Annotated in this window: 26 protein-coding genes and 1 tRNA gene; 11 read left to right on the top strand and 16 right to left on the bottom strand. The window is 63.2% G+C overall.

Annotation, left to right across the window (positions count from 1 at the left end; genetic code table 11):
* Window positions 1-6 precede the first annotated feature (6 nt).
* The 4 genes from ACI2I1_RS06735 to recR all read right to left on the bottom strand — a co-directional run bounded on the left by ACI2I1_RS06735 (window position 7) and on the right by recR (window position 3,298).
* A complete protein-coding gene (locus ACI2I1_RS06735) occupies window positions 7-318 on the bottom strand; it encodes a PilZ domain-containing protein (protein ID WP_404678492.1) in 312 nt (103 codons plus the stop codon).
* A 129-nt stretch (window positions 319-447) separates the two neighbouring features.
* Window positions 448-1,899 (bottom strand): DNA recombination protein RmuC, encoded by a 1,452-nt coding sequence (gene rmuC, locus ACI2I1_RS06730; RefSeq protein ID WP_404678491.1) that lies wholly within the window; start codon window positions 1,897-1,899, stop codon window positions 448-450.
* Between the two features lie 173 nt (window positions 1,900-2,072).
* On the bottom strand, window positions 2,073-2,639 hold the full coding sequence (def, locus tag ACI2I1_RS06725; protein WP_221542096.1) for a peptide deformylase: 567 nt from the start codon (window positions 2,637-2,639) through the stop codon (window positions 2,073-2,075).
* 62 nt (window positions 2,640-2,701) lie between these two features.
* Window positions 2,702-3,298 (bottom strand): recombination mediator RecR, encoded by a 597-nt coding sequence (gene recR / locus ACI2I1_RS06720; protein WP_221542097.1) that lies wholly within the window; start codon window positions 3,296-3,298, stop codon window positions 2,702-2,704.
* A gap of 53 nt (window positions 3,299-3,351) precedes the next feature.
* Here recR and fmt point away from each other — a divergent pair, with 53 nt between their 5' ends.
* From fmt to ACI2I1_RS06705, 3 genes are all read left to right on the top strand, one after another.
* Complete coding sequence (gene fmt, locus ACI2I1_RS06715; RefSeq protein WP_404678490.1) at window positions 3,352-4,260, top strand: methionyl-tRNA formyltransferase; 909 nt, start codon at window positions 3,352-3,354, stop codon at window positions 4,258-4,260.
* Complete coding sequence (truA, locus tag ACI2I1_RS06710) at window positions 4,257-5,006, top strand: tRNA pseudouridine(38-40) synthase TruA (protein WP_404678489.1); 750 nt, start codon at window positions 4,257-4,259, stop codon at window positions 5,004-5,006. Before fmt ends, truA begins: the two co-directional genes overlap by 4 nt.
* 84 nt (window positions 5,007-5,090) lie before the next feature.
* Window positions 5,091-6,200: a zinc-binding dehydrogenase gene (locus ACI2I1_RS06705; protein ID WP_404678488.1), complete on the top strand. Its 1,110-nt coding sequence runs from the start codon at window positions 5,091-5,093 to the stop codon at window positions 6,198-6,200.
* A gap of 1 nt (window position 6,201) precedes the next feature.
* Here ACI2I1_RS06705 and ACI2I1_RS06700 read toward each other — a convergent pair whose 3' ends face one another.
* Window positions 6,202-7,191, bottom strand: a complete 990-nt coding sequence (locus tag ACI2I1_RS06700) for an asparaginase (protein WP_404678487.1) — start codon at window positions 7,189-7,191, stop codon at window positions 6,202-6,204.
* 71 nt (window positions 7,192-7,262) lie between these two features.
* On the opposite strand from ACI2I1_RS06700, the gene ACI2I1_RS06695 reads away from it, so the two are divergent.
* Window positions 7,263-7,338: transfer RNA gene (locus ACI2I1_RS06695), tRNA-Val, on the top strand.
* Between the two features lie 18 nt (window positions 7,339-7,356).
* Here ACI2I1_RS06695 and ACI2I1_RS06690 read toward each other — a convergent pair.
* The 4 genes from ACI2I1_RS06690 to ACI2I1_RS06675 form a co-directional block, all read right to left on the bottom strand.
* Window positions 7,357-7,500, bottom strand: a complete 144-nt coding sequence (locus tag ACI2I1_RS06690; protein ID WP_404678486.1) for a DUF2474 domain-containing protein — start codon at window positions 7,498-7,500, stop codon at window positions 7,357-7,359.
* Window positions 7,500-8,507 carry a cytochrome d ubiquinol oxidase subunit II gene (gene cydB / locus ACI2I1_RS06685; RefSeq protein ID WP_404678485.1) on the bottom strand — a complete coding sequence of 336 codons (1,008 nt, stop codon included), beginning with the start codon at window positions 8,505-8,507 and terminating at the stop codon, window positions 7,500-7,502. The genes ACI2I1_RS06690 and cydB overlap by 1 nt, the downstream gene beginning before the upstream one ends.
* The gene (locus ACI2I1_RS06680) at window positions 8,497-9,954 is read right to left on the bottom strand and encodes a cytochrome ubiquinol oxidase subunit I (RefSeq protein WP_404678484.1); all 1,458 of its coding nucleotides are present in this window, start codon (window positions 9,952-9,954) and stop codon (window positions 8,497-8,499) included. Before ACI2I1_RS06680 ends, cydB begins: the two co-directional genes overlap by 11 nt.
* 125 nt (window positions 9,955-10,079) lie before the next feature.
* Window positions 10,080-10,559, bottom strand: coding sequence for a TlpA family protein disulfide reductase (locus ACI2I1_RS06675; RefSeq protein WP_404678483.1), 480 nt, complete (start codon window positions 10,557-10,559; stop codon window positions 10,080-10,082).
* 94 nt (window positions 10,560-10,653) lie between these two features.
* Between ACI2I1_RS06675 and argH the strand changes: the two genes are divergently transcribed.
* The 4 genes from argH (at window position 10,654) to ACI2I1_RS06655 (ending at window position 14,362) form a co-directional block, all read left to right on the top strand.
* On the top strand, window positions 10,654-12,027 hold the full coding sequence (gene argH / locus ACI2I1_RS06670) for an argininosuccinate lyase (RefSeq protein WP_404679145.1): 1,374 nt from the start codon (window positions 10,654-10,656) through the stop codon (window positions 12,025-12,027).
* A 3-nt stretch (window positions 12,028-12,030) separates the two neighbouring features.
* Window positions 12,031-12,267, top strand: a complete 237-nt coding sequence (locus tag ACI2I1_RS06665; RefSeq protein WP_404678482.1) for a hypothetical protein — start codon at window positions 12,031-12,033, stop codon at window positions 12,265-12,267.
* 62 nt (window positions 12,268-12,329) lie between these two features.
* Window positions 12,330-13,592 (top strand): diaminopimelate decarboxylase, encoded by a 1,263-nt coding sequence (gene lysA / locus ACI2I1_RS06660; protein ID WP_404678481.1) that lies wholly within the window; start codon window positions 12,330-12,332, stop codon window positions 13,590-13,592.
* The gene (locus tag ACI2I1_RS06655; RefSeq protein ID WP_404678480.1) at window positions 13,592-14,362 is read left to right on the top strand and encodes an NAD(P)-dependent oxidoreductase; all 771 of its coding nucleotides are present in this window, start codon (window positions 13,592-13,594) and stop codon (window positions 14,360-14,362) included. Before lysA ends, ACI2I1_RS06655 begins: the two co-directional genes overlap by 1 nt.
* Here ACI2I1_RS06655 and ACI2I1_RS06650 read toward each other — a convergent pair.
* The gene (locus ACI2I1_RS06650) at window positions 14,359-15,345 is read right to left on the bottom strand and encodes a MarR family transcriptional regulator (protein WP_404678479.1); all 987 of its coding nucleotides are present in this window, start codon (window positions 15,343-15,345) and stop codon (window positions 14,359-14,361) included. The two genes, ACI2I1_RS06655 and ACI2I1_RS06650, sit on opposite strands and share 4 nt — an antisense overlap.
* 143 nt (window positions 15,346-15,488) lie before the next feature.
* Between ACI2I1_RS06650 and obgE the strand changes: the two genes are divergently transcribed.
* Genes obgE through ACI2I1_RS06635 form a run of 3 tightly spaced genes read left to right on the top strand, consistent with a single transcriptional unit; the run spans window position 15,489 to window position 18,573 of the window.
* Entirely contained in the window at window positions 15,489-16,544 is a 1,056-nt protein-coding gene (obgE, locus tag ACI2I1_RS06645) for a GTPase ObgE (RefSeq protein WP_404678478.1), read from the top strand.
* A gap of 5 nt (window positions 16,545-16,549) precedes the next feature.
* A complete protein-coding gene (proB, locus tag ACI2I1_RS06640; protein WP_404678477.1) occupies window positions 16,550-17,671 on the top strand; it encodes a glutamate 5-kinase in 1,122 nt (373 codons plus the stop codon).
* Window positions 17,668-18,573, top strand: coding sequence for an NAD-dependent epimerase/dehydratase family protein (locus ACI2I1_RS06635; protein ID WP_404678476.1), 906 nt, complete (start codon window positions 17,668-17,670; stop codon window positions 18,571-18,573). The genes proB and ACI2I1_RS06635 overlap by 4 nt, the downstream gene beginning before the upstream one ends.
* 40 nt (window positions 18,574-18,613) lie before the next feature.
* On the opposite strand, the gene ACI2I1_RS06630 is transcribed toward ACI2I1_RS06635, so the two are convergent.
* The 6 genes from ACI2I1_RS06630 to ACI2I1_RS06605 form a co-directional block, all read right to left on the bottom strand.
* Window positions 18,614-19,369 (bottom strand): phosphoadenylyl-sulfate reductase, encoded by a 756-nt coding sequence (locus tag ACI2I1_RS06630; protein WP_404678475.1) that lies wholly within the window; start codon window positions 19,367-19,369, stop codon window positions 18,614-18,616.
* Window positions 19,366-19,818 carry a DUF934 domain-containing protein gene (locus ACI2I1_RS06625; protein WP_404678474.1) on the bottom strand — a complete coding sequence of 151 codons (453 nt, stop codon included), beginning with the start codon at window positions 19,816-19,818 and terminating at the stop codon, window positions 19,366-19,368. The genes ACI2I1_RS06630 and ACI2I1_RS06625 overlap by 4 nt, the downstream gene beginning before the upstream one ends.
* Window positions 19,811-21,442: a nitrite/sulfite reductase gene (locus ACI2I1_RS06620; protein WP_404678473.1), complete on the bottom strand. Its 1,632-nt coding sequence runs from the start codon at window positions 21,440-21,442 to the stop codon at window positions 19,811-19,813. Before ACI2I1_RS06620 ends, ACI2I1_RS06625 begins: the two co-directional genes overlap by 8 nt.
* A complete protein-coding gene (locus ACI2I1_RS06615; protein WP_221542116.1) occupies window positions 21,442-21,738 on the bottom strand; it encodes a DUF2849 domain-containing protein in 297 nt (98 codons plus the stop codon). Before ACI2I1_RS06615 ends, ACI2I1_RS06620 begins: the two co-directional genes overlap by 1 nt.
* Complete coding sequence (gene cobA / locus ACI2I1_RS06610; RefSeq protein ID WP_404678472.1) at window positions 21,735-22,490, bottom strand: uroporphyrinogen-III C-methyltransferase; 756 nt, start codon at window positions 22,488-22,490, stop codon at window positions 21,735-21,737. Before cobA ends, ACI2I1_RS06615 begins: the two co-directional genes overlap by 4 nt.
* Window positions 22,491-22,587: 97 nt before the next feature.
* Complete coding sequence (locus ACI2I1_RS06605; protein ID WP_404678471.1) at window positions 22,588-23,643, bottom strand: mechanosensitive ion channel family protein; 1,056 nt, start codon at window positions 23,641-23,643, stop codon at window positions 22,588-22,590.
* Window positions 23,644-23,646: the final 3 nt, after the last annotated feature.

The raw sequence follows: 23,646 nt of genomic DNA, 5'->3' as shown, positions 1-23,646 counted from the left end.
TTCGCATCAACTTAGTGTCCGAAACTCGTCTTTTCCGCCTTGCGCGATGATATGATCGAGAACGGCGGGATAAAGCGGCTGGTCGAATTCGACTCCCGCACAGCGCCGTTCGATCCAGCGCACTTTCGCATGCAAAGGGCCTATCGTTCCAATGCGTAGAGTGATCTCGTCACCCGCTTCCAACCGCCCGACGACATCGTAAAACTGACAGCCGTATTCGGAAAGATCCTTGATCGAAATGTCGAACCTTATCCCGGTGCCACGCCGGTATCGTCCCGAAGTCGAGATCGAATAACGTGGTTCTCTGCGCAATTCCATAAATTCAGCCGGGCAACGCCCCCTCCGGTTGCGACCGCAGACTTACCTGAATTATATTGGAGCAAGTTTCTAGGCCCTATTAGTTTAGGACGCCCTAACATACCAAAAGCCCAGTTCCGGATCTTCCGGTCAGTTTTCGCCCTCGGAACGTTCGGCGGCATCCGAAAAATTGGCGAGTGCGCGCGGGGTGTGGCCGATCGGCAATGCTTCAGTGAGATCTTGGGCGCTGGTGTCGACGTTCAATTCCTCGAACCTCTCTCCGGTACGCCGCAAGTTGCTATCAAAACTTCCCACCAGCTTGTCGAAGTGCTGGTTGGTGGAAAGCAAGCTTTTGCGCATCGCCCCCATATGGCCCGCGACGACGCCGAGCCGATCGTATAACTCTTTGCCAAGCTGAGCAATTTCCTTCGCATCTGCCTGCACTCCGGCCTGGCGCCAGACGGTGGAGACGGTCAAAGCGATGGACATGAAATTGAGAGGGCTGGACAATACGATCTGCCGTTTCAGAGCATAATCCAGCAGGCCGCTGTCCTGCGTTAGAGCTGCGTAAAGCACATGCTCGCCCGGGACAAACATCACCACGAAGTCGGCAGAGCCATCGACATGGTCCTGATAGCGCTTCCCCGACAATTCATCGATATGGGTCCGCAGCTCTCGAGCATGCGTCTTGAGCAGAGCTTGGCGTTCTTCATCGCTATCCGCCTCATTAGCAGCCCGATAAGTGTTGAAGACGTTCTTCACATCCACCACCAGACGGCGGTTACCGGGGATATTGATCACGGCATCAGGACGCAGCAAATTGCCGTTCTCATCGCGAACGCTGGTTTGGAAATTGAAATCTGCCTTGTCGTAAAGACCGCAGCTTTCGAGCAGGTTCTCAAGCTGCAGTTCACCCCAGTCGCCGCGCGCCTTGGTCGCACCCTGCAGAGTCGTGGTGATGCGGTTCGCACCATCAATGACACGTTGCTGGCCTTCGCGAACCTGGCCGATGACGCCCTGCAGGCGCTCGAAGTCGGAAACGCGATTCTTCTCCAGTTCCTCCACCCGCTTGCGATAGAGCTCCAGCGTCTCGCCGACGGGCCCGACCCGCTTTTCCAGCTCGGCCAGGCTTTCCTTGTTGAGAGTAGCCAGATGGTTCTGCGCGCCTTCGAGAAATTTCGACTGTGCGCCGGCAAGCATTTTTTCGCCGATTTCACCGAACTTGGCCTGCAGTTTCTCTTCGGCGTCCTGCAATCGCTTGAGTTCGCGCGCAAATTGCGCCTCGCGCTCGGAATAACGCTCCTCGAGTGCGCGCTCGCGTGCTTCGGAAGAGCTTTCCAGAGAAGCCAGCCGATTTGCCGCCAATTCGCGATCCGCTTGCGCGGTTTTCAGGTCTCGGGCCAAGTCATCCACCCGCGCAGCGCGCTCCGACATGATTGCCAGATCGCGTGTCATTTCCTTAAGCTTGTCCTCGATGGCACGCGCTTCGGAATCGCGCTCGGCATGCCGCGTTTTCCATTCCGCTACCGGGCGTGACCCCAGAAACCATCCGAAAACCAGCCCGGCTACAAGCGCGACGATTGCGATAATGCCCAATTCCATGAGCTCAGAGTATGCGGAACACAAAAGGAACGCCAGTGCGCTGGCCGCATCTATCCACTATGGATGATCATCCCCGGCCGCAGTGAGCCCATCGCCACCTCGATCTCGCAAAAGAAAAAGGCGAGCCGCTGAGCGACCCGCCGGTTTCGGATTACAAGAATCTCGTAAGGGTCCTAAGCCGCCTCCCGCAGCTTTCTCAGCTTTTTCAAGGCCATGTTACGCTTGAGACGCGAAAGATGGTCGATAAAGAGCACGCCTTCCAGATGATCCATCTCATGCTGGATACACGTAGCCATCAGCCCGTCCAGATCTTCTTCGTGGGTCTCACCCTCGAGATCCTGATAGCGCACGCGACAGGTTGCCGGCCGGTCGACATCGGCGAAGATATCGGGAACCGAGAGACAGCCTTCCTGATAGGTGGCAAGCTCTTCCGCCGGATCCAGAATTTCCGGATTGATGAAAACCCGTGGTTCCTTTTTCGTCGGGTAGTGGACGTGTTCGTGGCCACCGTGGTTGCAGACTTCCCCTTCCGCCTCTTCATCTTCCGGCTGCAGGTCAATCACCAGCACGCGCTTGGGCACGCCGACCTGGATCGCCGCCAGTCCGATTCCCGGCGCATCATACATGGTTTCGAACATGTCGGAGACGAGCGTACGCAGGTCGTCGTCGAACTCGGTAACCGGTTCGGACACGACTTTCAGCCGGGGGTCCGGCACTTCAAGGATTTCACGGATAGCCATGGAGTGTAAATAAGCGCGCCGCACGCCATTTTCAATCCACTTGGACCGCTCAGAGTTATCGCCTAGCCCAGCGGCCGACGAGCCCTCAGGGCCTGCGCAAGAGTTCCCTCGTCGAGATAGTCCAGTTCGCCCCCTACCGGCAGCCCATGGGCAAGCTGGGTAATCCGGACAGGATAGTCCTCCAGACGTTCTGCCAGATAATGCGCAGTGGTTTGCCCCTCCAGCGTGGCGTTCATCGCCAGCACCACTTCGTCTACCCCGCCCTGCTCGACGCGTGACAACAGGCTGGCAATGTTCAGATCTTCAGGGCGTATACCGTCGAGCGCGGAAAGCTTGCCGCCAAGCACATGATATTTCCCCGTGAAGAGCTTCGCACGATCCAGAGCCCACAGGTCCGCGACATCTTCCACTACGCACAGGCCCTTCCCGTCCCTGCGCGGGTCAGCGCAGATCCCGCAGGGATTGGTCGTATCGACATTGCCGCAAATATCGCATTCGACCAGTGCCTCGCCTACAGTGGCCAGCGCCTCAAGCAATGCCGGAAGCGCGCTCTCGCGGCGCTTGACCAGCCACAGGACGGCACGCCGCGCACTGCGCGGGCCAAGGCCGGGCAGACGGGCCAGCGCGGCGGCCAGCGTCTCGATCTCTTGCGATGCCATACCGGCACAGATAGGGGCCTTGGCGGAACAGAGAAAGACCAGACAGGGGCTTCATGCGCATAATCTTCATGGGATCGCCGGAATTCGCCGTGCCGACGCTGCAGGCGCTGGTTCACGCCGCGCATGAAATCGTGTGCGTCTATACCCAGCCGCCCCGCCCCGGTGGGCGCCGAGGCAAGGAATTGACCGAGACCCCGGTTCACCAGCTGGCCGAGCGGCTTGGGATAGAGGTGCGCCATCCAACATCGCTTAAATCCGAGCAAGAACAGGAGAAATTCGCTGCACTCGACGCCGATATCGCGGTGGTGGCAGCCTATGGACTGATCCTACCCCCGGCGATCCTCGATGCTCCAAAACGAGGCTGTCTCAATGTCCATGCCTCTCTCCTTCCCGACTGGCGCGGCGCGGCACCCATTCACCGCTCCATCATGGCAGGGGATGAGGTTACCGGCGTCACCATCATGCAAATGGAAGCCGGACTCGACACCGGTCCCATGCTTGCCACGGTTCGCACCCCGGTCGAAAACAAGACCACCGGAGAACTGACCGAGGAACTGGCCGAGCTGGGTGCGCAGCTGATGGTCGGCACTCTCATCGATATCGATGCGCTGCACACGGTCGAACAGGATCATGATGCCGCAAGCTACGCCAGGAAAATAGACAAGGCCGAAGCGCGCATAGACTGGTCGCGATCCGCCGAAGATGTCGTGCGTCATATCCATGGCCTTTCGCCCTTCCCGGGCGCATGGGCCGAACTCGATGGCGCAAGAGTGAAATTCCTCCGCGCCGAGCCCGTAGACGGTTCGGGCGGTCCGGGGACGGTACTGGATGACGACCTGACGATTGCCTGCGGCGAAGGCGCCATTCGCCCGCTGCGTCTCCAACGCGCCGGCAAACCTGCAATGGAACGCCCCGAATTCCTGCACGGTAACTCCGTGGGTGAAGGCACACGTTTCGCGTGACCCGCTTCGCGCTGACCATAGAGTTCGACGGCACGCCCTTCTTCGGGCTCCAGCGGCAGGACAACGGGCCGAGCGTGCAGCAATCGCTGGAGGAGGCCGCGTTTCGCGTCACCGGAGAAGACGTGCGCCTTCATAGTGCCGGCCGCACGGACACCGGGGTCCACGCGCTGGCCATGCGAAGTCATTTCGATATCGAAAAAGAGATAGCGCCGTTTCGCCTGATGGAAGCGCTCAACGCGCAAGTACGGCCTGACCCAATCGCCGTCACCCATTGCGCGGTGGTCGATGACGATTGGCACGCACGTTTCAGCTGCACCGGGCGCAGTTACGTCTACCGTATCGCCAACCGCCGCGCGCCGCTGACCCTGGAACGCAACCGTCTGTGGCAGGTCCCCCAGGACCTCGATCATGAGGCGATGAACCGCGCTGCGAAAGCGCTGGTGGGTCTGCACGATTTCACCACTTTCCGCTCGGTCCAGTGCCAGGCCCGGAGTCCGCTCAAGACCCTGGACCGGCTCGATGTGGAAAGGGTCGGCGACGAAGTGCGCGTGCACGCCGCAGCGCGCAGTTTCCTCCACCATCAGGTGCGCTCGATGGTCGGCTGCCTCGCGCTGGTCGGTATGGGACGCTGGCGGGAAGAACAGACGGCGGAGGCGCTGGAGGCCCGCGACAGGCAGGCGCTGGGTCTCAATGCTCCGCCGCACGGGCTCTACTTCGTCGAGGCGACCTATCCGGACGATGCGTGACTGAACGGCACCCTAGCCAATTTCCATTTCGGCGCGTAGCGAGACGGTCAAACAGGTTTCAATAACGCACCGAAAGGGAACAGGATGACCACCGGTAAACAGCTTTTCACCACGCTTGAAAGCGACGGCACACTCACTCTCCAGATCGAAGACGTCACTTTTCCCGAACCGAAAGGCAATCAGGTTCTGGTCAAGATGGAAGCCGCACCGATCAACCCTTCCGATCTGGCGATCCTGACGGGCGCTGCCGATTTCGAGAATGCCGAATATTCGCCCGGCAAGGTCGTCGCCAAGATGCCCGAACCGTTCAATTCGGGGAGCAAGGCGCGCCATGGCAAGAAACTGCCGGCAGGTAACGAAGGCGCCGGCACGGTGGTTGCGACCGGTGACAGCGACGCCGCAAAAGCCCTGATGGGACAACGCGTGGCCTGTGTGCCCGGCAATGCCTTCAGCCAGTACGCGATTGCCGATGCCAATATGTGCCTGCCGCTGGGCGATCATAGCGCCGAAGCCGGCGCATCGAGCTTCGTCAATCCGATGACTGCTCTTGGCTTCGCTGAGAACGCGAAGATGGAAGGACAGGACGCTATCCTGCACACGGTCGGAGCATCGAACCTCGGCCAGATGCTGAACCGCATCTGCCTCGAAGACGGACTTGGCCTCGTCAACATCGTGCGCAAGGACGATCAGGCGGAACTGCTGAAGTCGCAGGGCGCGACGCATGTCGTCAATTCATCCGGCGACGATTTCATGGGCCAGCTTCGTAGCGCGATCGAAGATACGGGCGCGTTTTTCGGCTTCGATCCGATCGGGGGCGGCAAGATGGTAGACAGCTGCTTCAAGGCCATGGAGCAGGTGGCTGTGGCGAACATGACCGAATATTCGCGCTATGGATCGAACCAGGCGAAGCGGATGTTCATATACGGCCGTCTCGACGTCAGCCCGACCACGCTAACGCCATCCTACGGCTTCGGCTGGACCTTGTCGGGCTGGCTTCTGTTCCCGTTCCTTCAGCAGGCGGGACAGGAAACGATGGGCCGGATGCGCAAGCGCGTGCTCGACAATCTCACCACTACCTTTGTCAGCAGCTACAAGGCAAAGGTCGACCTTGAAGCCATGCTGACAAAGGATGCGATCCTGGAATATCGGGAAATGAAGACCGGCCAGAAATATCTCGTCACGCCGCACGGCTGAGTCAGCGGCGGTCGAATTTCTGCTGGATGGCCGCGGGGTCGCTGATCCCGTCCGCCAGAAGCAATTGCAAAAGCACCCGCGCTTTCTGGGGATTGAGAGCGCGGGCCGCGATGAAGCCGTTGTCGCGATCTTCCGGCTCCCGGTCGACGAGACCCTCATCGGTGCGGCTCGCGCGAACCACGGCAACGCCATTACGTGCCTGTTCGACCAGAGCGGTGCGAACCGCTTCGGGCATATTGCCTTCCCCAAGGCCGGCGACAACAATGCCGCGCGTCGCATCGCCGATCTGACGTCTCACGCTTTCTGCATCGAGGCCGGCATGGGCGTAGACGATCACGACTTCGGGCAGTTCGGTGGTCCATCCGAAAGCAGCAGCCCTGCCCTGACGCCAGGGCGCGCCGAACCATTCTAGGCTGGCAGGCGTGACCAGCCCGATGGATTCGCGCGGGAAGCCGCGAAATGCTTCGGTTCCGCGCGTCCGCACCTTGCGCACATCGCGCGCGGCAAAGACCCGGTCACCCATGACCACAAGCACTCCCCGCCCGGCTGCGTCCGGGTCGCTCGCCACACGCACCGCATTGGCGAAATTTCTCAGGCCATCGTATCCCACCGCATCGGCAGGCCGCATGGCGCCCACCACGACCACCGGCTTGTCGGCGGGCAAGGTCAGGTCGAGCAGAAACGCCGTTTCCTCCAGCGTGTCGGTGCCATGGGTCACGATGATCCCGCGGCAGCCATCATCGGCCATCGCCTCCGCAATTGCCGCATGCAGGGGATTCCACACGCCCGGCCCCATATCGGCCGAATCGATATTGGCGATCTGGCGGCCTGAAAGCTGCGCACCCAGGCCCAATCCGCCCACTTTTTCGAGATAATCATCGATCCCGATTTCGCCTGCACGATAGTCTTTCGCTATCGCAGAACCGGCGATTCCCGCGATTGTGCCGCCAGTGGCGAGGACTGTGAGCCTGGTCGAATTCGTGCTTGTCATCACAAAGCGCACTAGCGGGAATTGATTTATGCGTCACGCACGCTATGTGGCGCTTCACCCGATGCTGGTCGGGGCGATTAGCTCAGTTGGTAGAGCATCTCGTTTACACCGAGAGGGTCGGCGGTTCGAGCCCGTCATCGCCCACCAGTTCCAGGCTTCGGGCCGTCACTTCAGCCACAGTCTCAGCCCGTAGGCGAGCGCGCCGAGCACGGCCACGCTGACGATCCAGATCAGCACCATCCAGCCGATGCGCTGCCAGAGCGGCTTTCGCTCCGCCTCGTCCGATCCGGAAAGCGGATCGAACGGCATCAGTGATATCCTTCCGTGCCGACCTTGCCGCGAAAAACCCAATAGGCCCAGCCGGTATAGGCGAGGATCAGCGGCATGGTGATGGCCACTCCGATCAGCATGAAGATCTGACTCTTTTCAGGTGCGGCAGCCTCCCAGATCGTGACGTCGGGCGGTATGACATTGGGCCAGATGGTCAGCCCCAGTCCCGCCATGCCAAGGAAGAAGAGCGCGATCGAGAGCCAGAAAGGCTTGCTGTTGCGTTCTTTCCTCAACGCGCCGAGCAGGGACAGCGCCAGAATCCCGGTCACGATCGGTACCCAGCCGGTAATGTAAATCTCCGGCGCGGTCAGCCAGCGGTCGGCATATTCGGGATTGAGCACGAGATTGTAAGCGCTCACCGCCCCCATCAAGGCAAGCGTGGCGAGAAAGGCTTTCTTGGCCAGCGTGCGGGCATGCGCCTGCGTTGCCCCTTCCAGTTTCCAGATCAGCCAGGTCGCGCCGAGCAGTGCATAGCCGGCCACCGTGCCGATACCCGTCAGCAGGGTGTAGGGCGTGAGCCAGTCCCACCAGCTTCCCGCATAGGCACGGCCTTCGACGTCGATGCCCTGCAGCATCGCGCCGAGGATCATGCCCTGCGCCATCGCGGCGATGAAGCTGCCTGCCGTAAAGCTGATGTCCCAGAACTTCTCATGCGCTTTGTCGCGCCAGCGAAATTCGAAGGCCACGCCGCGAAAGACCAGCCCCAGCAGCATGGCGATGATCAAAGGATAGGTTGCCGGGAGAATGACCGCATAGGCCAGCGGGAAAGCCGCAAACAGCCCCCCGCCGCCAAGCACCAGCCAAGTCTCGTTCCCGTCCCACACCGGTGCGATCGAGTTCATCGCCTGATCGCGTTCCTGCCCCGGCTTGAAGGTCGGGAACAGGATGCCGATGCCGAGATCGAAGCCGTCCATGACGACATAGGCGAACACGGCGAAGGCGATGATGAAAGCCCAGATCACCGTCAGGTCGAAATCAATTCCCATCGGTCGCCTCCTCGCGGCTTTCGGGCAGCACATCGGGGTCCGAGCCCGGGTTCTGCGTCGGCCCCGGCGTGATACCGGCGGTCCGCACAGGCCCCTTTTCGGTGCGCTTGACGCCCTTTTCACCGAGATGCGGCGGGTGGCTCATCAGGCGCAGGATGTACCAGGTCCCCACGCCGAACACGGCGAAGTAGACGATGACGAACGCGATGAGCGAGGTCGCCACGGCCGGCGCGTCGAGCGGGCTGGCGCTATCGGCGGTCCGCAAGACGCCGTAGACCGTCCAGGGCTGGCGCCCGACCTCCGTTGTAATCCAACCGGCGATCACCGCGACGAAACCAGATGGTCCCATCACCACGGCCGCGCGGTGCAGCCAGCTCCAGTCGTAAAGCTTCTTCCTAAAGCGCGCGAACAGGCTCCACGCGCCGAGGCCCAGCATCAGGAACCCGATGCCGACCATCACGCGAAATGCCCAGAATACGGGAAAGACGGGTGGCTGGTCTTCATCAGCAATCGTGTCCAACCCTGCCAGCGGGGCATCCAGCTCATGCTTCAGTATCAGGCTGGAAAGCTTGGGGATGCCGACGGCGTAATCCAACCGCTGCTCCTTGTCGTTCGGAATGCCGAACAGATAGAGCGGCGCACCGTCCGGGTGGCTTTCATAATGCCCCTCCATCGCCATGACCTTGGCGGGCTGGTGTTCGAGCGTGTTGAGCCCGTGCATGTCGCCTGCAAAAATCTGCACCGGCGCGACCAGCGCGGCCATCCACATCGCCATCGAGAACATCTTGCGCGCGTGCTGGTTGGTGCGGTCCTTGAGCAGGTGCCACGCGCCCACCCCGCCGACGACCAGCGCAGTGGTGAGATAGGCCGCGATGACCGTGTGCACCAGCCGGAACGGGAAGCTGGGATTGAAGACGATGTCGAACCAGCTCGCCTCCGGCAGCAGCTGTCCCGCGTCGCTGACCGACCAGCCGACCGGCGTCTGCATCCAGCTGTTGACCGACAGGATCCAGAATGCGGAAATGAAAGTGCCCAGCGCCACCATGAAGGTGGCGAAGAAGTGAAGCCCCTTGCCCACCCGGTTCATCCCGAACAGCATGACGCCCAGGAAACCGGCTTCGAGGAAGAAGGCGGTCAACACTTCATAAGCCATGAGCGGCCCCAGGATCGGCCCCGTCTTGTCGGAGAACACGGACCAGTTGGTGCCGAACTGGTAGCTCATGACAATGCCTGAGACGACACCCATGGCGAAGGCGATCGCGAAGATCTTCAGCCAGTATTTGAACAGGTCCTGGTACAGCTGTTTGCCGGTTCTCAGCCACAGCGCTTCCAGCACCGCGAGATAGCTCGCCAGCCCGATCGAAAAAGCCGGGAAGATGAAATGGAAGCTCACCGTGAAGGCAAACTGTATGCGAGCTAGCAGAAGCGCATCGGCATTTTCGAACATGGCTGCACCCTATAGCGGCAAATCTTGCGAACCGCGATGAAAGCTGTGCACCAGATGATGCGCGCGGCGCACCACGTCAGCCCGACTCCTTGAAGCGAGGGCGAGCGACAGACCCAGGGACAGTTCTAGCCTTCGATGACCTCATCGATTGCTGCCCGCGCTTCCGCGCCGGCCCAGTCGAAATCGCCGCGAACCCGCCACACTTCCTGGCCGCTTGCATCATACAGCACCGTGGTGGGCAGCACCGTGTCGCCCAAGGCATAACCCAGCTGGGCTTCGGGATCGATCCAGGGTTCGAGATTCTCGTAGCCCCCTTCCCGGAAGAAGTCGGTGACCTTTTCGACCTTGCCCATATCCTGGCTGACCGTCACCACTCTCAGCCGGTCGCCATAATCGCCCGCCAGTTCGTCCAGCAGCGGCATTTCCTTGACGCAGGGCGCGCACCATGTGGCCCACAGGTTGAGCAGCACCGGCTTCCCCTGCAGCGCACCCAGATTGAGCGCGCGGCCATCCGGGTCCTGCACATTCATGGCCGGCATCAGCGTGCCTGCATTGGAGGTGTCGATTTCCCCGGTTGCCGCATTTGAAGCACCGCTTTCTTGCACCTGCTCCGGCGCGCTCCTATCGCAGCCGGCAACGGCCAAACCAAGGATACAGACGAACGTGAGCGACAAGCGGGACAATCAGGGCTCCAACAGCATGTGGGGCGGAAGGTTCGCTGAAGGGCCTAGCGCCATCATGCGCGAAATCAACGCTTCAATCCCATTCGACAAGGCGCTGTGGCGGGAAGATATCGCCGGCAGCCGCGCCCATGTCGCCATGCTGGCCAAGCAGGGCATCGTCAGCGAAGCCGACGCGAAAGCCATCGACGAAGGGCTGCAGCAGGTCGCCGCCGAATATGAGGCCGACGGGGTCCCCGAAGACTGGGATCTCGAGGACATCCACATGACGGTGGAATCGCGCCTGACCGAAATCGTCGGCCCGGCGGCAGGCCGCCTGCATACTGCGCGCAGCCGCAACGATCAGGTGGCGACCGATTTCCGCATGTGGGTGCGCAGCGCCATGCAGCGCGCGATTGCCGGGGTGGACGCGGTTCTGGGCGCGATCGCCCAGCGCGCCGAAGACCATGCCGAAACGATCATGCCGGGCTTCACCCATCTGCAAACCGCCCAGCCGGTTACCCTTGGTCATCACCTGCTCGCCTATTTCGAGATGCTGATGCGTGACCGGTCGCGCTTTAGCGATGCGCTCGCGCGGATGGACGAATGCCCGCTCGGCTCTGCCGCGCTGGCAGGTACCGGCTTCGATCTCGACCGCGACATGACCGCGCAGGCGCTCGGCTTTGCCAGGCCCACGCGCAACAGCCTCGACGCGGTATCGGATCGCGATTTCGCGCTCGATTACCTGATGGCGGCCAGCCAGTGTTCGCTGCACCTCAGCCGCCTGGCGGAAGAATTCATCATCTGGGCCAGCCAGCCCTTCGGTTTCGTGAAACTGCCCGACACGCTGTCTACCGGCAGTTCGATCATGCCGCAGAAACGCAATCCCGACGCCGCCGAACTGGTGCGGGGGCACGCCGGGCGCGTGATCGGCTGCGCAACCGCGCTGATGGTCACGATGAAGGGCCTGCCGCTCGCCTATTCGAAGGACATGCAGGACGACAAACCGCCCGTCTTCGAAGCCGCGGGCCTGCTCGATCTCAGCCTGGCGGCGATGGCCGGCATGGTTGCCGACAGCGGCTTCGATAAGGTACGAATGCGCAAGGCGGCCGAGGCCGGCCATGCCACGGCGACCGACCTTGCGGACTGGCTGGTGCGGCAGGCGGACATTCCTTTCCGCGAGGCCCATCACATCACCGGCGCGGCGGTGAAGCTGGCCGATGAGAAAGGCGTCGCTCTCGACGACCTTACCATCGAAGACCTCAAAGCCATCGACGAGCGGATCGACGAACGCGTTTTCGATGCGCTGTCGGTCGATGCCTCGGTGGCCGCCCGCGCTTCCTATGGCGGCACCGCCCCGGTGCGTGTAAGGGAGCAGGCGAAGGAAGCCCGCCGGCGGCTGGAGGAATTTTGATCCATGCGTAAACTTGCCATCCTCGGCCTTGCCGCCCTGTGTGCCGCATGCGGTCAGAAGACGGATCTGAAACCGCTGGCGCAGGACACGCTGCCGCCCACGCCCTATGGCGCGGAAGTCCAACCGGATTCGCAGGACCTGCTCGCGCTCGATCCGCAGGCGGCGCCCGACCGTTCGGTCGAATTGCGGACCCGTTCGGAAGAACGCGAAGACGATCCGTTCGATCTGCCGCCCGAATGAATTGCAGCCCGCAAAGTACTCATTGTTAGACAGGTCGCGCGGGATTGGGCAGAGGCGCCCGCATGGACCATTTTGAGCTTCGTGACGGCGCCCTGTATGCCGAAGATGTCCCGCTATCCGCGATTGCCGATGATGTCGGCACGCCGGTCTACGTTTACTCGCGCGCCACGCTGGTGCGCCATGCACGCGTGTTCCGCGATGCCCTGGCAGAGCTGAAATACCCGCATATCGCCTTTGCGGTGAAGTCCAATCCAAACCTGTCCGTGCTCCGCGTGCTCGCCAATGAAGGCTATGGCGCCGATGTGGTATCGGGCGGGGAACTGCGCCGCGCGCTCGCGGCCGGGATGAAGGCGGAAGACATCGTGTTCTCCGGCGTCGGGAAAACCCACGGCGAATTGCAGGAAGGGCTGGAAGCCGGGATCGGCCAGTTCAATATCGAGAGCGAGGAAGAAGGCTACGAGCTGGCAGCCATCGCCCGCAGGCTGGGCATGAAGGCCGCCTGCGCGCTGCGCGTCAATCCCGATGTCGATGCGCGCACGCATGAGAAAATCTCCACCGGCAAGCGCGAGAACAAGTTCGGCGTCCCGCTCGACCGGGCGGCAGAAATCTACACCGCCCTCTCGCAGGAAGACGGCCTCGATATGCGCGGCATCGCCGTTCACATCGGCAGCCAGCTTGCCGATCTCGAACCGCTGGAAACCGCCTTCGGGAAGGTCGGGGCGCTGATCGCTGAACTGCGGGCCGCCGGCTGCAAGGTGACGCATGCCGACCTGGGCGGCGGGCTCGGCGTACCGTACAAGGCAGGCGAAGAACTGCCCGCGCCTGCCGAATATGGCGCCATGGTCGCGCGTGTGACGAAAGACTGGGACGTGCGGCTGATGTTCGAGCCGGGCCGGGTCATTGCCGGAAATGCGGGCGTGCTGCTGACGCGGGTCATCCGCGTGAAGCGCGGGATCGAGCGGCCTTTCGTGGTGGTCGATGCCGCCATGAACGATCTGGCCCGGCCTGCCATGTATGGCGCCTGGCACGATTTCGAGGCGGTGAAGCCCAGCGGCGCCCGGACAGTGGCCCATATCGTCGGCCCCATTTGCGAGACCGGCGATACGTTCGCCATGGACCGCGAATGCGACGAACTCGTCGCGGGCGATCTGGCGGTGTTCCGCACGGCCGGGGCCTACGGAGCGACCATGGCGTCGAGTTACAATTCGCGCGGCTTCGTTGCCGAAGTGCTGGTGGACGGCGATCGCCATGCCGTGGTGGCGGAACGGATCGGTGCGGATTCGATCATGGATGCCGAACGCGTGCCGGACTGGCTCGAAGGCTGATGCATTCGCTGCCGCTCTTCCACCGGATCGGGGGCCAGCGGGTCGTCGTGGTCGGTGAAGGCGAAATGGCCGATGCGAAAGCGCGGCTGGTCGTGCGGGCGGGCGGCATCCCTTGTGCCGAGACCGAGGCGCATCATGCCCGCCTCGCCTTCGTGGCGCTGGACGATCCGAAGGCAGCGGCGGCCGCGCATCTGCGGCTCAAGCGCGCCGGGCTGCTGGTCAATGTCGCCGACCAGCCCGATCTGTGCGACTTCACTCTGCCCAGCGTGCTCGACCGGGAGCCCGTGCTGGTTGCCGTGAGCACTGGCGGCGCATCGGCGGGGCTGGCCAAGCATCTGCGGCTGCGGCTCGAGCGGCTCCTGCCCCAATCGCTCGGCGGGCTGGCGCAGGCGCTGTCCGAGGCGCGCGAAGCTATTCGGCGCAAATTTCCCGAAGGCGCGGCGCGGCGCAGGGCGCTCGACGATGCGCTGGCCGAAGGCGGCGCGCTCGACCCGCTCGAGAGCCGCGAAACTCCGGGCGTGGAGGAATGGCTTGCCAGTCCCGCGACCACCGGGGGGACGCAGCTGCACGAATTCGTGCTGCGGAGCGATGATCCCGACGATCTGACGCTGCGGCAGGCGCGCCTGCTGGGCAAGGCGGATGCCGTGCTGCACGATCCCGCCATGGCGGAGGCAATCCTAGTGCGCGCCCGGGCCGATGCCCAGCGCATCGCCCTGCCCGCCGATCCGCCGGGTGACGGAATCGCCGTGATCCTGCGCCGCGAGGGCTAGGCGGCCACAGCTTCGCCGGCGGCAACAAGGCCGATCGCCGCGAAATAGCGCGCCATGCTGTCGGCCGTCTTGTCCGCCAGCGCGATATGGGCGCGCCTGCGGTCGTGCGGATCGGGAATGCGCAGCAGCAGATCCGCTTCGACCATCTGGCCGATCCAGCGCAGCGCAGTGGTGGCGGGAACGCCCGCCGCGATACACAGCGAGCTGACGCTGACCTGCTGGCGTTCGGCCCGCGCGGCCGCGAGGTCGAGCAGGATGTCCCAGGCCGGATCGGCGAAGAGTTCCGCATCGAAGAAATTGCTGCGCATCTGCCGGTGGTGGATCAGCTTGCGGATCGCTTCGGCGGGCGGCAGCTGCGGCGCCGTGTCGCGCGCCCTGGTGCCCGGTTCATCGCCTTCGCCGCGGAAGGTCTGCCTGGCCGCTTCGAAGCGGAAAGCGCCCCCGTCCGCCGTGCGGCCCGCGAAGACCTGCGCCGAGAGCCCTTCCACCCGCTGCGCCACGCGGCCGACCTGTTCGGTCAGGCGCAGCAGCATCAGCCGGTCGGTTTCCGACAATTCGCGCAGGCGCAGGTTCGGCACGCTGGCCAGCACGCGCCCGATCGCGATCACCCGGTCGGCGCGGCCTGGATCGACCAGGATCTGCGCCGGCGAGATGGTGAAACAGCCGAACACCACGTCGAGCGATTCCATGATGGTGGAGACGACCAGCTGCGCGCCGGACTTGGCCGCGCGCACATCCAGCCGCGACAGCAGCGCCATGGCCTGCGCATCCATGCCTGTGCAATCGACCAGCACCAGATCGCCCAGCGCCCCGATCGCCCCGCTGCCGAATTCATCGAGGCCGCAGCATTCCAGCACGCGGAAGCCCGCCCCTTCGGCATCGGCGCGCATTTCGCCCCGCACCGGGTCGCGATCGGCCAGGATCGTGACCGTCAGCTGGCAGCCGGCGCCATCGTAAACCGGCTCGTAAGCGAAATCCTGCATCGAATCAGCCCCTTCAATTTTCAGGAACAGGAGTAGAACAAAACGGGAATTTGTCAATGTCACGCCGCCGCATCAGTCACCGATGGCCGCCCCGCGCACCACGGCGCTCGCCAAGGGCGGCAAAAGCGATTAGGGGCCGTGGCATGCATTTTCTCGATCAGGCCAAGATCTATCTCAAATCCGGCGGGGGCGGCCCGGGCGCGGTCAGCTTCCGGCGCGAGAAGTATATCGAATATGGCGGTCCCGACGGCGGCAATGGCGGCAAGGGCGGCGACATCATCTTCCGCGCCGTCCAGGGTCTCAACACGCTGATCGACTTTCGCTATGCCCAGCACTTCAAGGCCCCGCGCGGCGCGCATGGCATGGGCAAGGACCGCACCGGCGCAGGCGCGGACGATCTGATCATCGACGTGCCCGTGGGCACGCAGATCCTGTCGGAAGACAAGGAAGAAGTGCTCGCCGATTTCACCGAGGTCGGCCAGGAAATCGTCTTCCTCGAAGGCGGCATCGGCGGCCGCGGAAATGCGAGCTACAAGAGCTCGACCAACCGCGCCCCGCGTCAGCACCAGCCCGGCATGCCGGGTGAGGAAATGTGGGTCTGGCTGCGGCTGAAGCTGCTGGCCGACGTCGGCCTGCTGGGCCTGCCCAATGCGGGCAAGAGCACGCTGATCAACCAGGTCACCAATACCAAGGCCAAGGTGGGCGATTATGCCTTCACCACGTTGGTGCCCAAGCTGGGCGTCGTGCGCCACAAGGGGCGCGAATTCGTGCTGGCCGACATTCCCGGCCTGATCGAGGGCGCGGCGGAAGGCGCCGGGATCGGTGACCGGTTCCTGGGCCATATCGAACGCTGCCGCGTGCTGATCCACCTGATCGACATTGCGGGCCAGGACCCGGCAGAGGCTTATAATACGGTGAACGCCGAGCTCGACGCCTATGGCGAAGGGCTGGCCGACAAGCCGCAGCTGGTCGCGCTGAACAAGCTTGATCTGGCGGATGCCGAACTGGGCAAGGCCTTTGCCGACGAACTGCTGGCCGCCGGTGCCGAAAAGGTGTTCAATATCTCCGGGGCAACCGGCGAAGGCATGGAAGAACTCCTCGACGGCGTTCTGTCCTACCTGCCCGATCGCACCAGCACCGAAACGCAGGCCGAAGAGGTCGAAGACGAGGGCGACGAGCCCGACTGGTCGCCCATCTGACGGCCATGGCCATCGCCAGCCTATCCGATCTCGCGCAGGCACGGCGCATCGTGGTCAAGGTCGGTTCGGCCCTGCTCATCGAACGCGGGCAGGCGCGGGCCGAATGGCTGGCCACGCTGGTCAAAGAGATTGCCGGACTGGCGAAGGACGGCACGCAGGTCATCGTGGTCTCTTCCGGCGCCATCGCGCTGGGCGCTGCCAAGCTCAAACTGCCCAAGGGCGGCCGGGCCAGCCTTGCCGATGCGCAGGCCGCGGCCTCCGTGGGCCAGGTCGAACTGGCGCGCCTGTGGTCGGAAATGCTCGGCCAGCACGGCCTTACCGCGGCGCAGATGCTGGTCACGCTGGATGATCTGGAAGACCGCCGCCGCTATCTCAATGCCTCGGCCACGCTCGAACGGCTGATCGAGGCAGGCGCGATCCCCGTCATCAATGAAAACGACAGCGTCGCGACCGAGGAAATCCGCTTCGGCGACAACGACCGCCTGTCCGCCCGCGTGGCGCAGGCCGCGCAGGCGCAGGGCGTGCTGCTGCTGTCCGATGTCGACGGGCTGTACGACCGCGATCCCGCCGATCCCGATGCGAGTTTTATTCCCACGGTCGAAGGCGTCACGCCCGAAATCATCGCCATGGCCACCGGCACCTCCGGCTCCGGCCTTGGATCGGGCGGCATGCTGGCCAAATTGCAGGCCGCGCGCATTGCCGAACGCGCAGGCATTGCACTGGCGATCATCAACGGCACCCATGCCGATCCCATCACCACCGCGCTTTCTGCGGATCGCGGCACGCTGTTCCTGCCGCAGGGCGATGAAAGCGCGCGCAAGGCCTGGCTTTCGGGCCGCCTCGCCCCCGCCGGCGTGCTTACCGTGGATGCGGGTTGCACCGAAGCGCTGGCCCATGGCGCCAGCCTGCTCGCCGCCGGTCTGACCGAGGTCGAAGGCGATTTCCGCCGCGGCGATCTGGTGGCGATCTTCGGCGCGAAGGGCGAACGGCTGGGCCAGGGTCTGGTCGAATATACCGCTGCCGAATGCCGCGCCATTCTGGGGCTGCGGGAAGAGGAACAGGCGGCAAGGCTGGGCTATTCCCCCCGCGCCGCCGTGGTCCACCGCGATCACATGGTGAAGGCATGATCGTCGCGCTGACCGGGGCGACCGGCTTTGTCGGGCAGGCGGTGCTCGATGCCGCGGCGCGGCAGGGCGTGGCCATTCGCGCCCTCACCCGGCGTCCGCAGGAGGACCGCGATGGCGTGACCTGGATCGCGGGCAGTCTCGACGATCCGGCCGCGCTGGAGGAATTATGCCGCGGCGCGGATAGCGTGGTGCATGTGGCGGGCCTCACCAACACCCCCGATCCCAGCGAATTCGAACGCGCCAATGTGCTTGGCACGCGCAACCTGCTCGATGCCGCGCGCAAGGCGGGTGTATCGCGCTTCGTCTTCACCTCCTCGCTCTCGGCGCGCGAACCCTCGCTGTCGCAATATGGCGCCTCCAAGGCCAGCGCCGAAGGCTATGTCGAAACATCGGGCATGGATTTTACCATCGTACGCCCCCCGGCAGTCTATGGCCCGCGCGATATCGACATGTTCGAACTATTCCGCACCGCCAAATACGGCGTCGTGCCGGTGCCGCCCGAAGGCCATACCTCGATCATCCATGTCGACGATCTGGCCGAATGCCTGCTGGCCCTGGCCCCGGCGGGCATCGCGCCCGGCGCCACGCTGGAGCCCGATGACGGGCGGCAGGGCGGCTATGAACATGGGGAACTGGCCCGGCTGATCGGCGAGGCGGTGGGCCGCCGCGTCTTCGCCCCGCATCTGCCCGGCGCAGTGCTCGGCCTCGCCGCCCGTGCGGACCAGTTGCTGCGGCGGGACAAGGCCAAGCTCACGCCCGACCGAGTGGGCTATATGGTCCATCCCGACTGGGTGGCCCGCCCTGCCCGCCGCGTGCCCGAAAATGTCTGGAAACCGCGCGTCGACGGCCCGGCCGGCCTTGGTGCCACCGCGCGCTGGTACGAACGCGAAGGCTGGCTCTGAAGAGCCAGCTTCACGCAGCCTTCCGCTCAGAGCGTCTGGCTCAAAGGAAGGGTTCTTCGCCCGGCTTGTGGATGCCGCATTCCACCTTGTCCCACCCGGCCCAGCGCCCGGCGCGCGGGTCTTCGCCCTCGGCGACGGGGCGCGTGCAGGGGGAACAGCCGATGGAGGGAAACCCGCGTTCCACCAGCGGATGGCGGGGCAGGTCGTGTTCTTCGAAATAGGCGGCGATGCGGTCCGCGTCCCAGTCGATCAGCGGATTGATCTTCAGCCGCCCCTGCTCGTCCGACGTATCGATTTCGAAGCGCGGCAGATTGGCGCGGGTGGAGGACTGGAACGCCTTGCGCCCGGTCAGGCTGGCGTCATAACTCGCCAGCGCTTTCGCCAGCGGGCGCACCTTGCGCAATTCGCAGCAGCCATCGGGATCGTAGGACCAGCGCAGGCCGGTCTCGTCGCGCTGCTTCAGATCTTCCAGCTCGGGATAGAGATTGACGAGATTGAGCCCCAGCCGCTCGGCCAGCTGGTCTCGGTAAGCCAGCGTTTCGGGGAAATGCTTGCCCGTTTCGAGGAACAGCACGGGCACGCTGCGGTCGATCTGCGACACCAGATGCAGCAGCGCCGCGCTTTCCGCGCCGAAGCTGGACACGATGGCGATATCGCCCGCCAGCCCGTCACGCAGCACCGCGCTCAGCCATTCCTCCGTCTCGCTGCCACGGAACATGCGATTGAGACGGATCGCATCATGCTCGGTGAAGCGGGGGCCGGTATCCAGCCGGTCGATGGCGCGCAGCTGGTTCACGCGTGCCTCTTGCTCCAGATCGGCGTCCGGCCGTCGGCAGCCTTCTGGTAGACTTCGGGCCAGCGGTTCAGCGCCGCCTCGAGATCATCGGCGTCGAGCGCGCTGTCGGGATCGAAGGCGTCGAAACCGCAGCGGCGCATATAGGCCACCTGGTCGACCAGCACATCGCCCACCGCGCGCAGTTCGCCCTCGTAACCCGCCTCGCGCAGGATCTGGGCGGAAGAATAGCCACGCCCGTCGCCGAATGCGGGGAAGTTCACCTCGACCAGTGCCAGCCGTTCGAGATGGGGGATGAGTTCGCGCGCATCGTCGCCCGGCTCGATCCGCACGGCCGAGGCATTGGACTGGTCGAGAAAGGCATCCACCGTCACCGCGCCGTGATCGACCGGCTTGTCGTCACGATAGCGGATGAGGTTGAGGCGGGCGGGATCGGTAGACAGGTCAGCCATAGAGCGCCTCCTTGAACGGGTTCATGCCGATGCGGCGATAGGTGTCGAGGAAACGCTCGCCGTCCTGGCGTTCGCGCAGATAGACATCGGCGGCGGTCTCCACCGCATCCACAATGCCTTCCTCGTCGAAACCGGGGCCGGTGATCTTGGCCAGGCTGACGTCCTCGGCCTCGCTGCCGCCGAGCAGGAGCTGGTAATTCTCCACCCCTTTGCGGTCGACGCCCAGAATGCCGACATGGCCCGCGTGGTGATGCCCGCAGGCATTGATGCAGCCGGAAATCTTCAGCTTGAGCTGGCCCAGCGCCTCGGTTTTGCCGCTGGCGGCGAAGCGCTGCGAAATCTTCTGCGCCACGGGAATCGACCGCGCATTGGCGAGGCTGCAGTAATCGAGCCCCGGGCAGGCGATGATGTCTTCCACGGTATCGAGATTGCGGCTGCCCAGCCCGGCCTCGTCGAGCGCAGTCCACAGGGCATGCAGATCCGCCATGCGCACATGCGGCAGCACGATGTTCTGCGTGTGCATCACGCGCAGTTCGTCGAAGCTGTAATCCTTCGCCAGATCGGCCATCAGGCGCATCTGCTCCGACGTGGCATCGCCGGGGATGCCGCCGACCGGTTTCAGGCTGATCACGGCCGACACATAGCCGGGTGCCTTATGCGCAACAGTGTTGCGATCGACCCACAGTGCGAAGTCGGGATCGCTGCGGTCGATCGTTTCGGGCGCATTCTGTTCGAACAGGGGGTCTTCGAAGAACGTCCGGACACGTTCCAACTCTTCAAGTACCCGATCAAGTGGGTGTTCGGTGAGCTTTTCGTACTCTTTTTCAACCGCCGCGGCATATTCCTCGGCGCCCATTTCATGGACCAGGATCTTGATGCGGGCCTTGTACTTGTTGTCGCGGCGGCCCTGCCGGTTGTAGACCCTCAGGCACGCCTCGGAATAGGCAACCATCTGATCAAGCGGGACAAATTCCTTGATGCAGGGCGCAATCATGGGGGTGCGCCCCATGCCGCCGCCGACATAGAATTTGGCGCCCAGCTCGCCGTCGCGTTCCACGATCTGGATCCCGATATCATGCAGCCGCATCGCCGCCCGATCATGGTCGCTGGCAATCACGGCGATCTTGAACTTGCGCGGCAAGTAACTGAATTCAGGGTGGAAACTCGACCACTGACGCAGCAGTTCGGCATAGGGACGCGGGTCGGTCACCTCGTCCGCCGCCGCTCCCGCAAAGTGGTCCGAACTGATATTGCGAATGCAATTCCCGCTGGTCTGGATGGCATGCATCTCGACCTTGGCGAGGTCCGCCAGGATATCCGCCGCATCCTCCAGCTTGATCCAGTTGTACTGAATATTCTGGCGCGTGGTGAAATGCCCATAGCCGCGGTCATATTTGTCGGCGATATCCGCCAGCGCATGCATCTGCCGGCTATTGAGCGTACCATAGGGAATGGCCACCCGCAGCATATAGGCATGCAGCTGGAGATAGAGCCCGTTCATCAGCCGCAGCGGCTTGAACTGGTCTTCGGTCAGCTTGCCTTCGAGCCTGCGGCGTGCCTGATCGCGGAATTCCTCGACGCGGGCATCGACCATCGCTTGGTCATATTGGTCGTAAAGATACATCAGATAACCCAGTTGCCGATATCGGGATCGGCCGGTTTGAGGGTGAGGTCCTGCCGGACGGTGGGGCCCAGCGCCCGGACGCGGTCCTTGATATGCGCGGGACGCGGGCTGCCTTCATGCAGTTCGGCATCGATGGCGTAAGGGACATTGACCCGGCGCGCGGCTTCTTCGCGGCTTGCGATCTCGTCTTCCTTGCCGGTGACATCGACCGCGTCTTCCACATGAAGCGACCAGTCACTGCCCGTCCACCAGGTAACGAAGCCCGTCTTAAGATCGTTTCCGGTAAGTATTCTCATATCGCCGCCTCCTGCGCGAGAACCGCCAAAGCATCGTCACGCGCAGTCACTTCGCCAATCACGATCAGAGAGGGGCTGATCACATCCTCGCGCTCCACGAGATCGGGCAGCCCGGCAAGCGATGCTCGCAGAACGCGCATGCTCGGCCGCGCGCCGTTTTCGATGACCGCAACAGGCATTTCGGGCGACAGGCCATCGGCCATGAGCTTCTCCGCGATCAGGGGCGCGGTCTTGACGCCCATATAAATCACGAGCGTGCGGCCTTTTCCGGCGAGCCCTGCCCAATCCTGATCCGCCAGGCCCTTGCATTGCCCGGCCACGAAACTGACGATCGACGAGGCATCGCGGTGCGTAAGCGCGATCTGCGCTGCGGCTGCCGCACCATTGGCCGCGCTGATGCCTGGGACAATCTCCACCGATACGCCCGCTGCACGCGCAGCCTCCGCCTCTTCCCCACCACGCCCGAAGACGAAGGGGTCGCCGCCCTTGAGGCGCACAACATCCTGTCCACTTCTTGCAATGGAGATGAGCAGTTGATTGATCTCTTCCTGCGGCATCGTGTGCTTCGAGCGTCGCTTGGCGACCGAAATCAGCTCCGCACTAGAAGGCGCCAGATCGAGAATTGACTGATCGACCAGTCCGTCATGAACGATGACGTCCGCACTCTCGATCAGTCGCGCCGCGCGCAGCGTCAGAAGATCGGTATCGCCCGGCCCTGCGCCGACGAGATAGATAGTTCCAGCTCTTGCCATGGCGACAAGATGTGCGGCCCAGCAAAACTTCGCCAATCAAAATGCGTGTGCAGCAAGGTAGCGGAAATTTTGAAACCCGCGCTGTGGGCGCTCCAACCTAATCTTTTGTGGGCAGCTCGCCATTTCGCGCTGCAAACCAGCGATCGAGCTGGTCGCTGGACCGGATGTGGATGTCCCGCTGCGGGAACGGGATTTCCACCCCATGCTCCTTGAACAGCCACCACAGCTTCTTCAACACGGCGCTGCGCACATTGCCGACACCGTCTTCCGGATCCTGGATCCAGCAGTGGATGGTGAAATTGACCGAATTGTCTCCATACTCGCTCATCCAGACGGTCGGCGGTGGCGCCTTGAGAATGCGATCACAGCTACCAGCCGCTTCCAGCATGAGCTTTTCGGCCAGGTTCATGTCGGCTTCGTAGCTGACGCCCACGGGAACCTGCATGCGTACGTTCTTGCTCGAATAGGACCAGTTCTCCACCTGATTGATCATCAGGTTCTCGTTCGGGATCAGATATTCGCGCTGATCGCGGGTGGTCACCGAAACCGCGCGGACCCCGATCTTGCGGATCTGGCCGAAGGTTTCGTTGCCGGCCATATCTGCCACCGCAATGACATCACCCGGCTTGATCGACTTGTCCATCAGCAGGATGATCCCGGCGATCAGATTACCGAAGGTCTTCTGAAGACCGAAACCAATGGCCAGACCGAAGGCGCCGGAAAACACGGCGAGCGCGGTAAGATCGATGCCGAGTAGGTCGATACCGAGGAAGAACGCAGCCGCCCAGACCACGATAGTGAGTATTTTTTCCGCCAGAAGCTGCTGCGTATCGTCCAGCTTGGTAAAGCGGCGCACACCACGGCGTGCCAATTTGCTGATAAACCATGCAAAAAACAAAACACCGGCGACGATTGCTGCAACAAGGAGGACGTCGAGCAACGAAATGCGCATGTCGCCCATGCTGAGCGCCACGGCATCGAGCCCATCGAGAACCGAGCCGACCGTTTCGTTCTGGCTGCCAACAGCTTCCTTGAACCCTTCAGCCGCTGCAACACCGCCTTGATCCGGTGCATTTTCGGCCAGACTCCAAGCCTGTTCGACCGGCGTTGTATCCGGGCTGGGAGTGGGAGTTGGGGGTGTTTCGCCTTGCACTTG

This window comes from Qipengyuania sp. NPDC077563 (assembly GCF_044901345.1).
GTDB classification, from domain to species: Bacteria; Pseudomonadota; Alphaproteobacteria; order Sphingomonadales; family Sphingomonadaceae; genus Qipengyuania; species Qipengyuania aestuarii.
The sequence above is the reverse complement of the archived record's forward strand: the minus strand, read 5'-3'. Positions and strand labels throughout refer to the sequence as shown.

Coding starts and splice junctions, on each gene's coding strand:
- obgE (WP_404678478.1), top strand. CDS start 15,489: ATGCATTTTCTCGATCAGGCCAAGATCTATCTCAAATCCGGCGGGGGC.
- cobA (WP_404678472.1), bottom strand. CDS start 22,490: ATGGCAAGAGCTGGAACTATCTATCTCGTCGGCGCAGGGCCGGGCGAT.
- ACI2I1_RS06665 (WP_404678482.1), top strand. CDS start 12,031: ATGCGTAAACTTGCCATCCTCGGCCTTGCCGCCCTGTGTGCCGCATGC.
- ACI2I1_RS06655 (WP_404678480.1), top strand. CDS start 13,592: ATGCATTCGCTGCCGCTCTTCCACCGGATCGGGGGCCAGCGGGTCGTC.
- lysA (WP_404678481.1), top strand. CDS start 12,330: ATGGACCATTTTGAGCTTCGTGACGGCGCCCTGTATGCCGAAGATGTC.
- argH (WP_404679145.1), top strand. CDS start 10,654: ATGTGGGGCGGAAGGTTCGCTGAAGGGCCTAGCGCCATCATGCGCGAA.
- ACI2I1_RS06700 (WP_404678487.1), bottom strand. CDS start 7,191: ATGACAAGCACGAATTCGACCAGGCTCACAGTCCTCGCCACTGGCGGC.
- ACI2I1_RS06705 (WP_404678488.1), top strand. CDS start 5,091: ATGACCACCGGTAAACAGCTTTTCACCACGCTTGAAAGCGACGGCACA.
- fmt (WP_404678490.1), top strand. CDS start 3,352: ATGCGCATAATCTTCATGGGATCGCCGGAATTCGCCGTGCCGACGCTG.
- ACI2I1_RS06635 (WP_404678476.1), top strand. CDS start 17,668: ATGATCGTCGCGCTGACCGGGGCGACCGGCTTTGTCGGGCAGGCGGTG.
- rmuC (WP_404678491.1), bottom strand. CDS start 1,899: ATGGAATTGGGCATTATCGCAATCGTCGCGCTTGTAGCCGGGCTGGTT.
- ACI2I1_RS06690 (WP_404678486.1), bottom strand. CDS start 7,500: ATGCCGTTCGATCCGCTTTCCGGATCGGACGAGGCGGAGCGAAAGCCG.
- ACI2I1_RS06735 (WP_404678492.1), bottom strand. CDS start 318: ATGGAATTGCGCAGAGAACCACGTTATTCGATCTCGACTTCGGGACGA.
- proB (WP_404678477.1), top strand. CDS start 16,550: ATGGCCATCGCCAGCCTATCCGATCTCGCGCAGGCACGGCGCATCGTG.
- ACI2I1_RS06615 (WP_221542116.1), bottom strand. CDS start 21,738: ATGAGAATACTTACCGGAAACGATCTTAAGACGGGCTTCGTTACCTGG.
- ACI2I1_RS06650 (WP_404678479.1), bottom strand. CDS start 15,345: ATGCAGGATTTCGCTTACGAGCCGGTTTACGATGGCGCCGGCTGCCAG.
- recR (WP_221542097.1), bottom strand. CDS start 3,298: ATGGCATCGCAAGAGATCGAGACGCTGGCCGCCGCGCTGGCCCGTCTG.
- ACI2I1_RS06680 (WP_404678484.1), bottom strand. CDS start 9,954: ATGTTCGAAAATGCCGATGCGCTTCTGCTAGCTCGCATACAGTTTGCC.
- ACI2I1_RS06625 (WP_404678474.1), bottom strand. CDS start 19,818: ATGGCTGACCTGTCTACCGATCCCGCCCGCCTCAACCTCATCCGCTAT.
- ACI2I1_RS06620 (WP_404678473.1), bottom strand. CDS start 21,442: ATGTATCTTTACGACCAATATGACCAAGCGATGGTCGATGCCCGCGTC.
- cydB (WP_404678485.1), bottom strand. CDS start 8,507: ATGGGAATTGATTTCGACCTGACGGTGATCTGGGCTTTCATCATCGCC.
- def (WP_221542096.1), bottom strand. CDS start 2,639: ATGGCTATCCGTGAAATCCTTGAAGTGCCGGACCCCCGGCTGAAAGTC.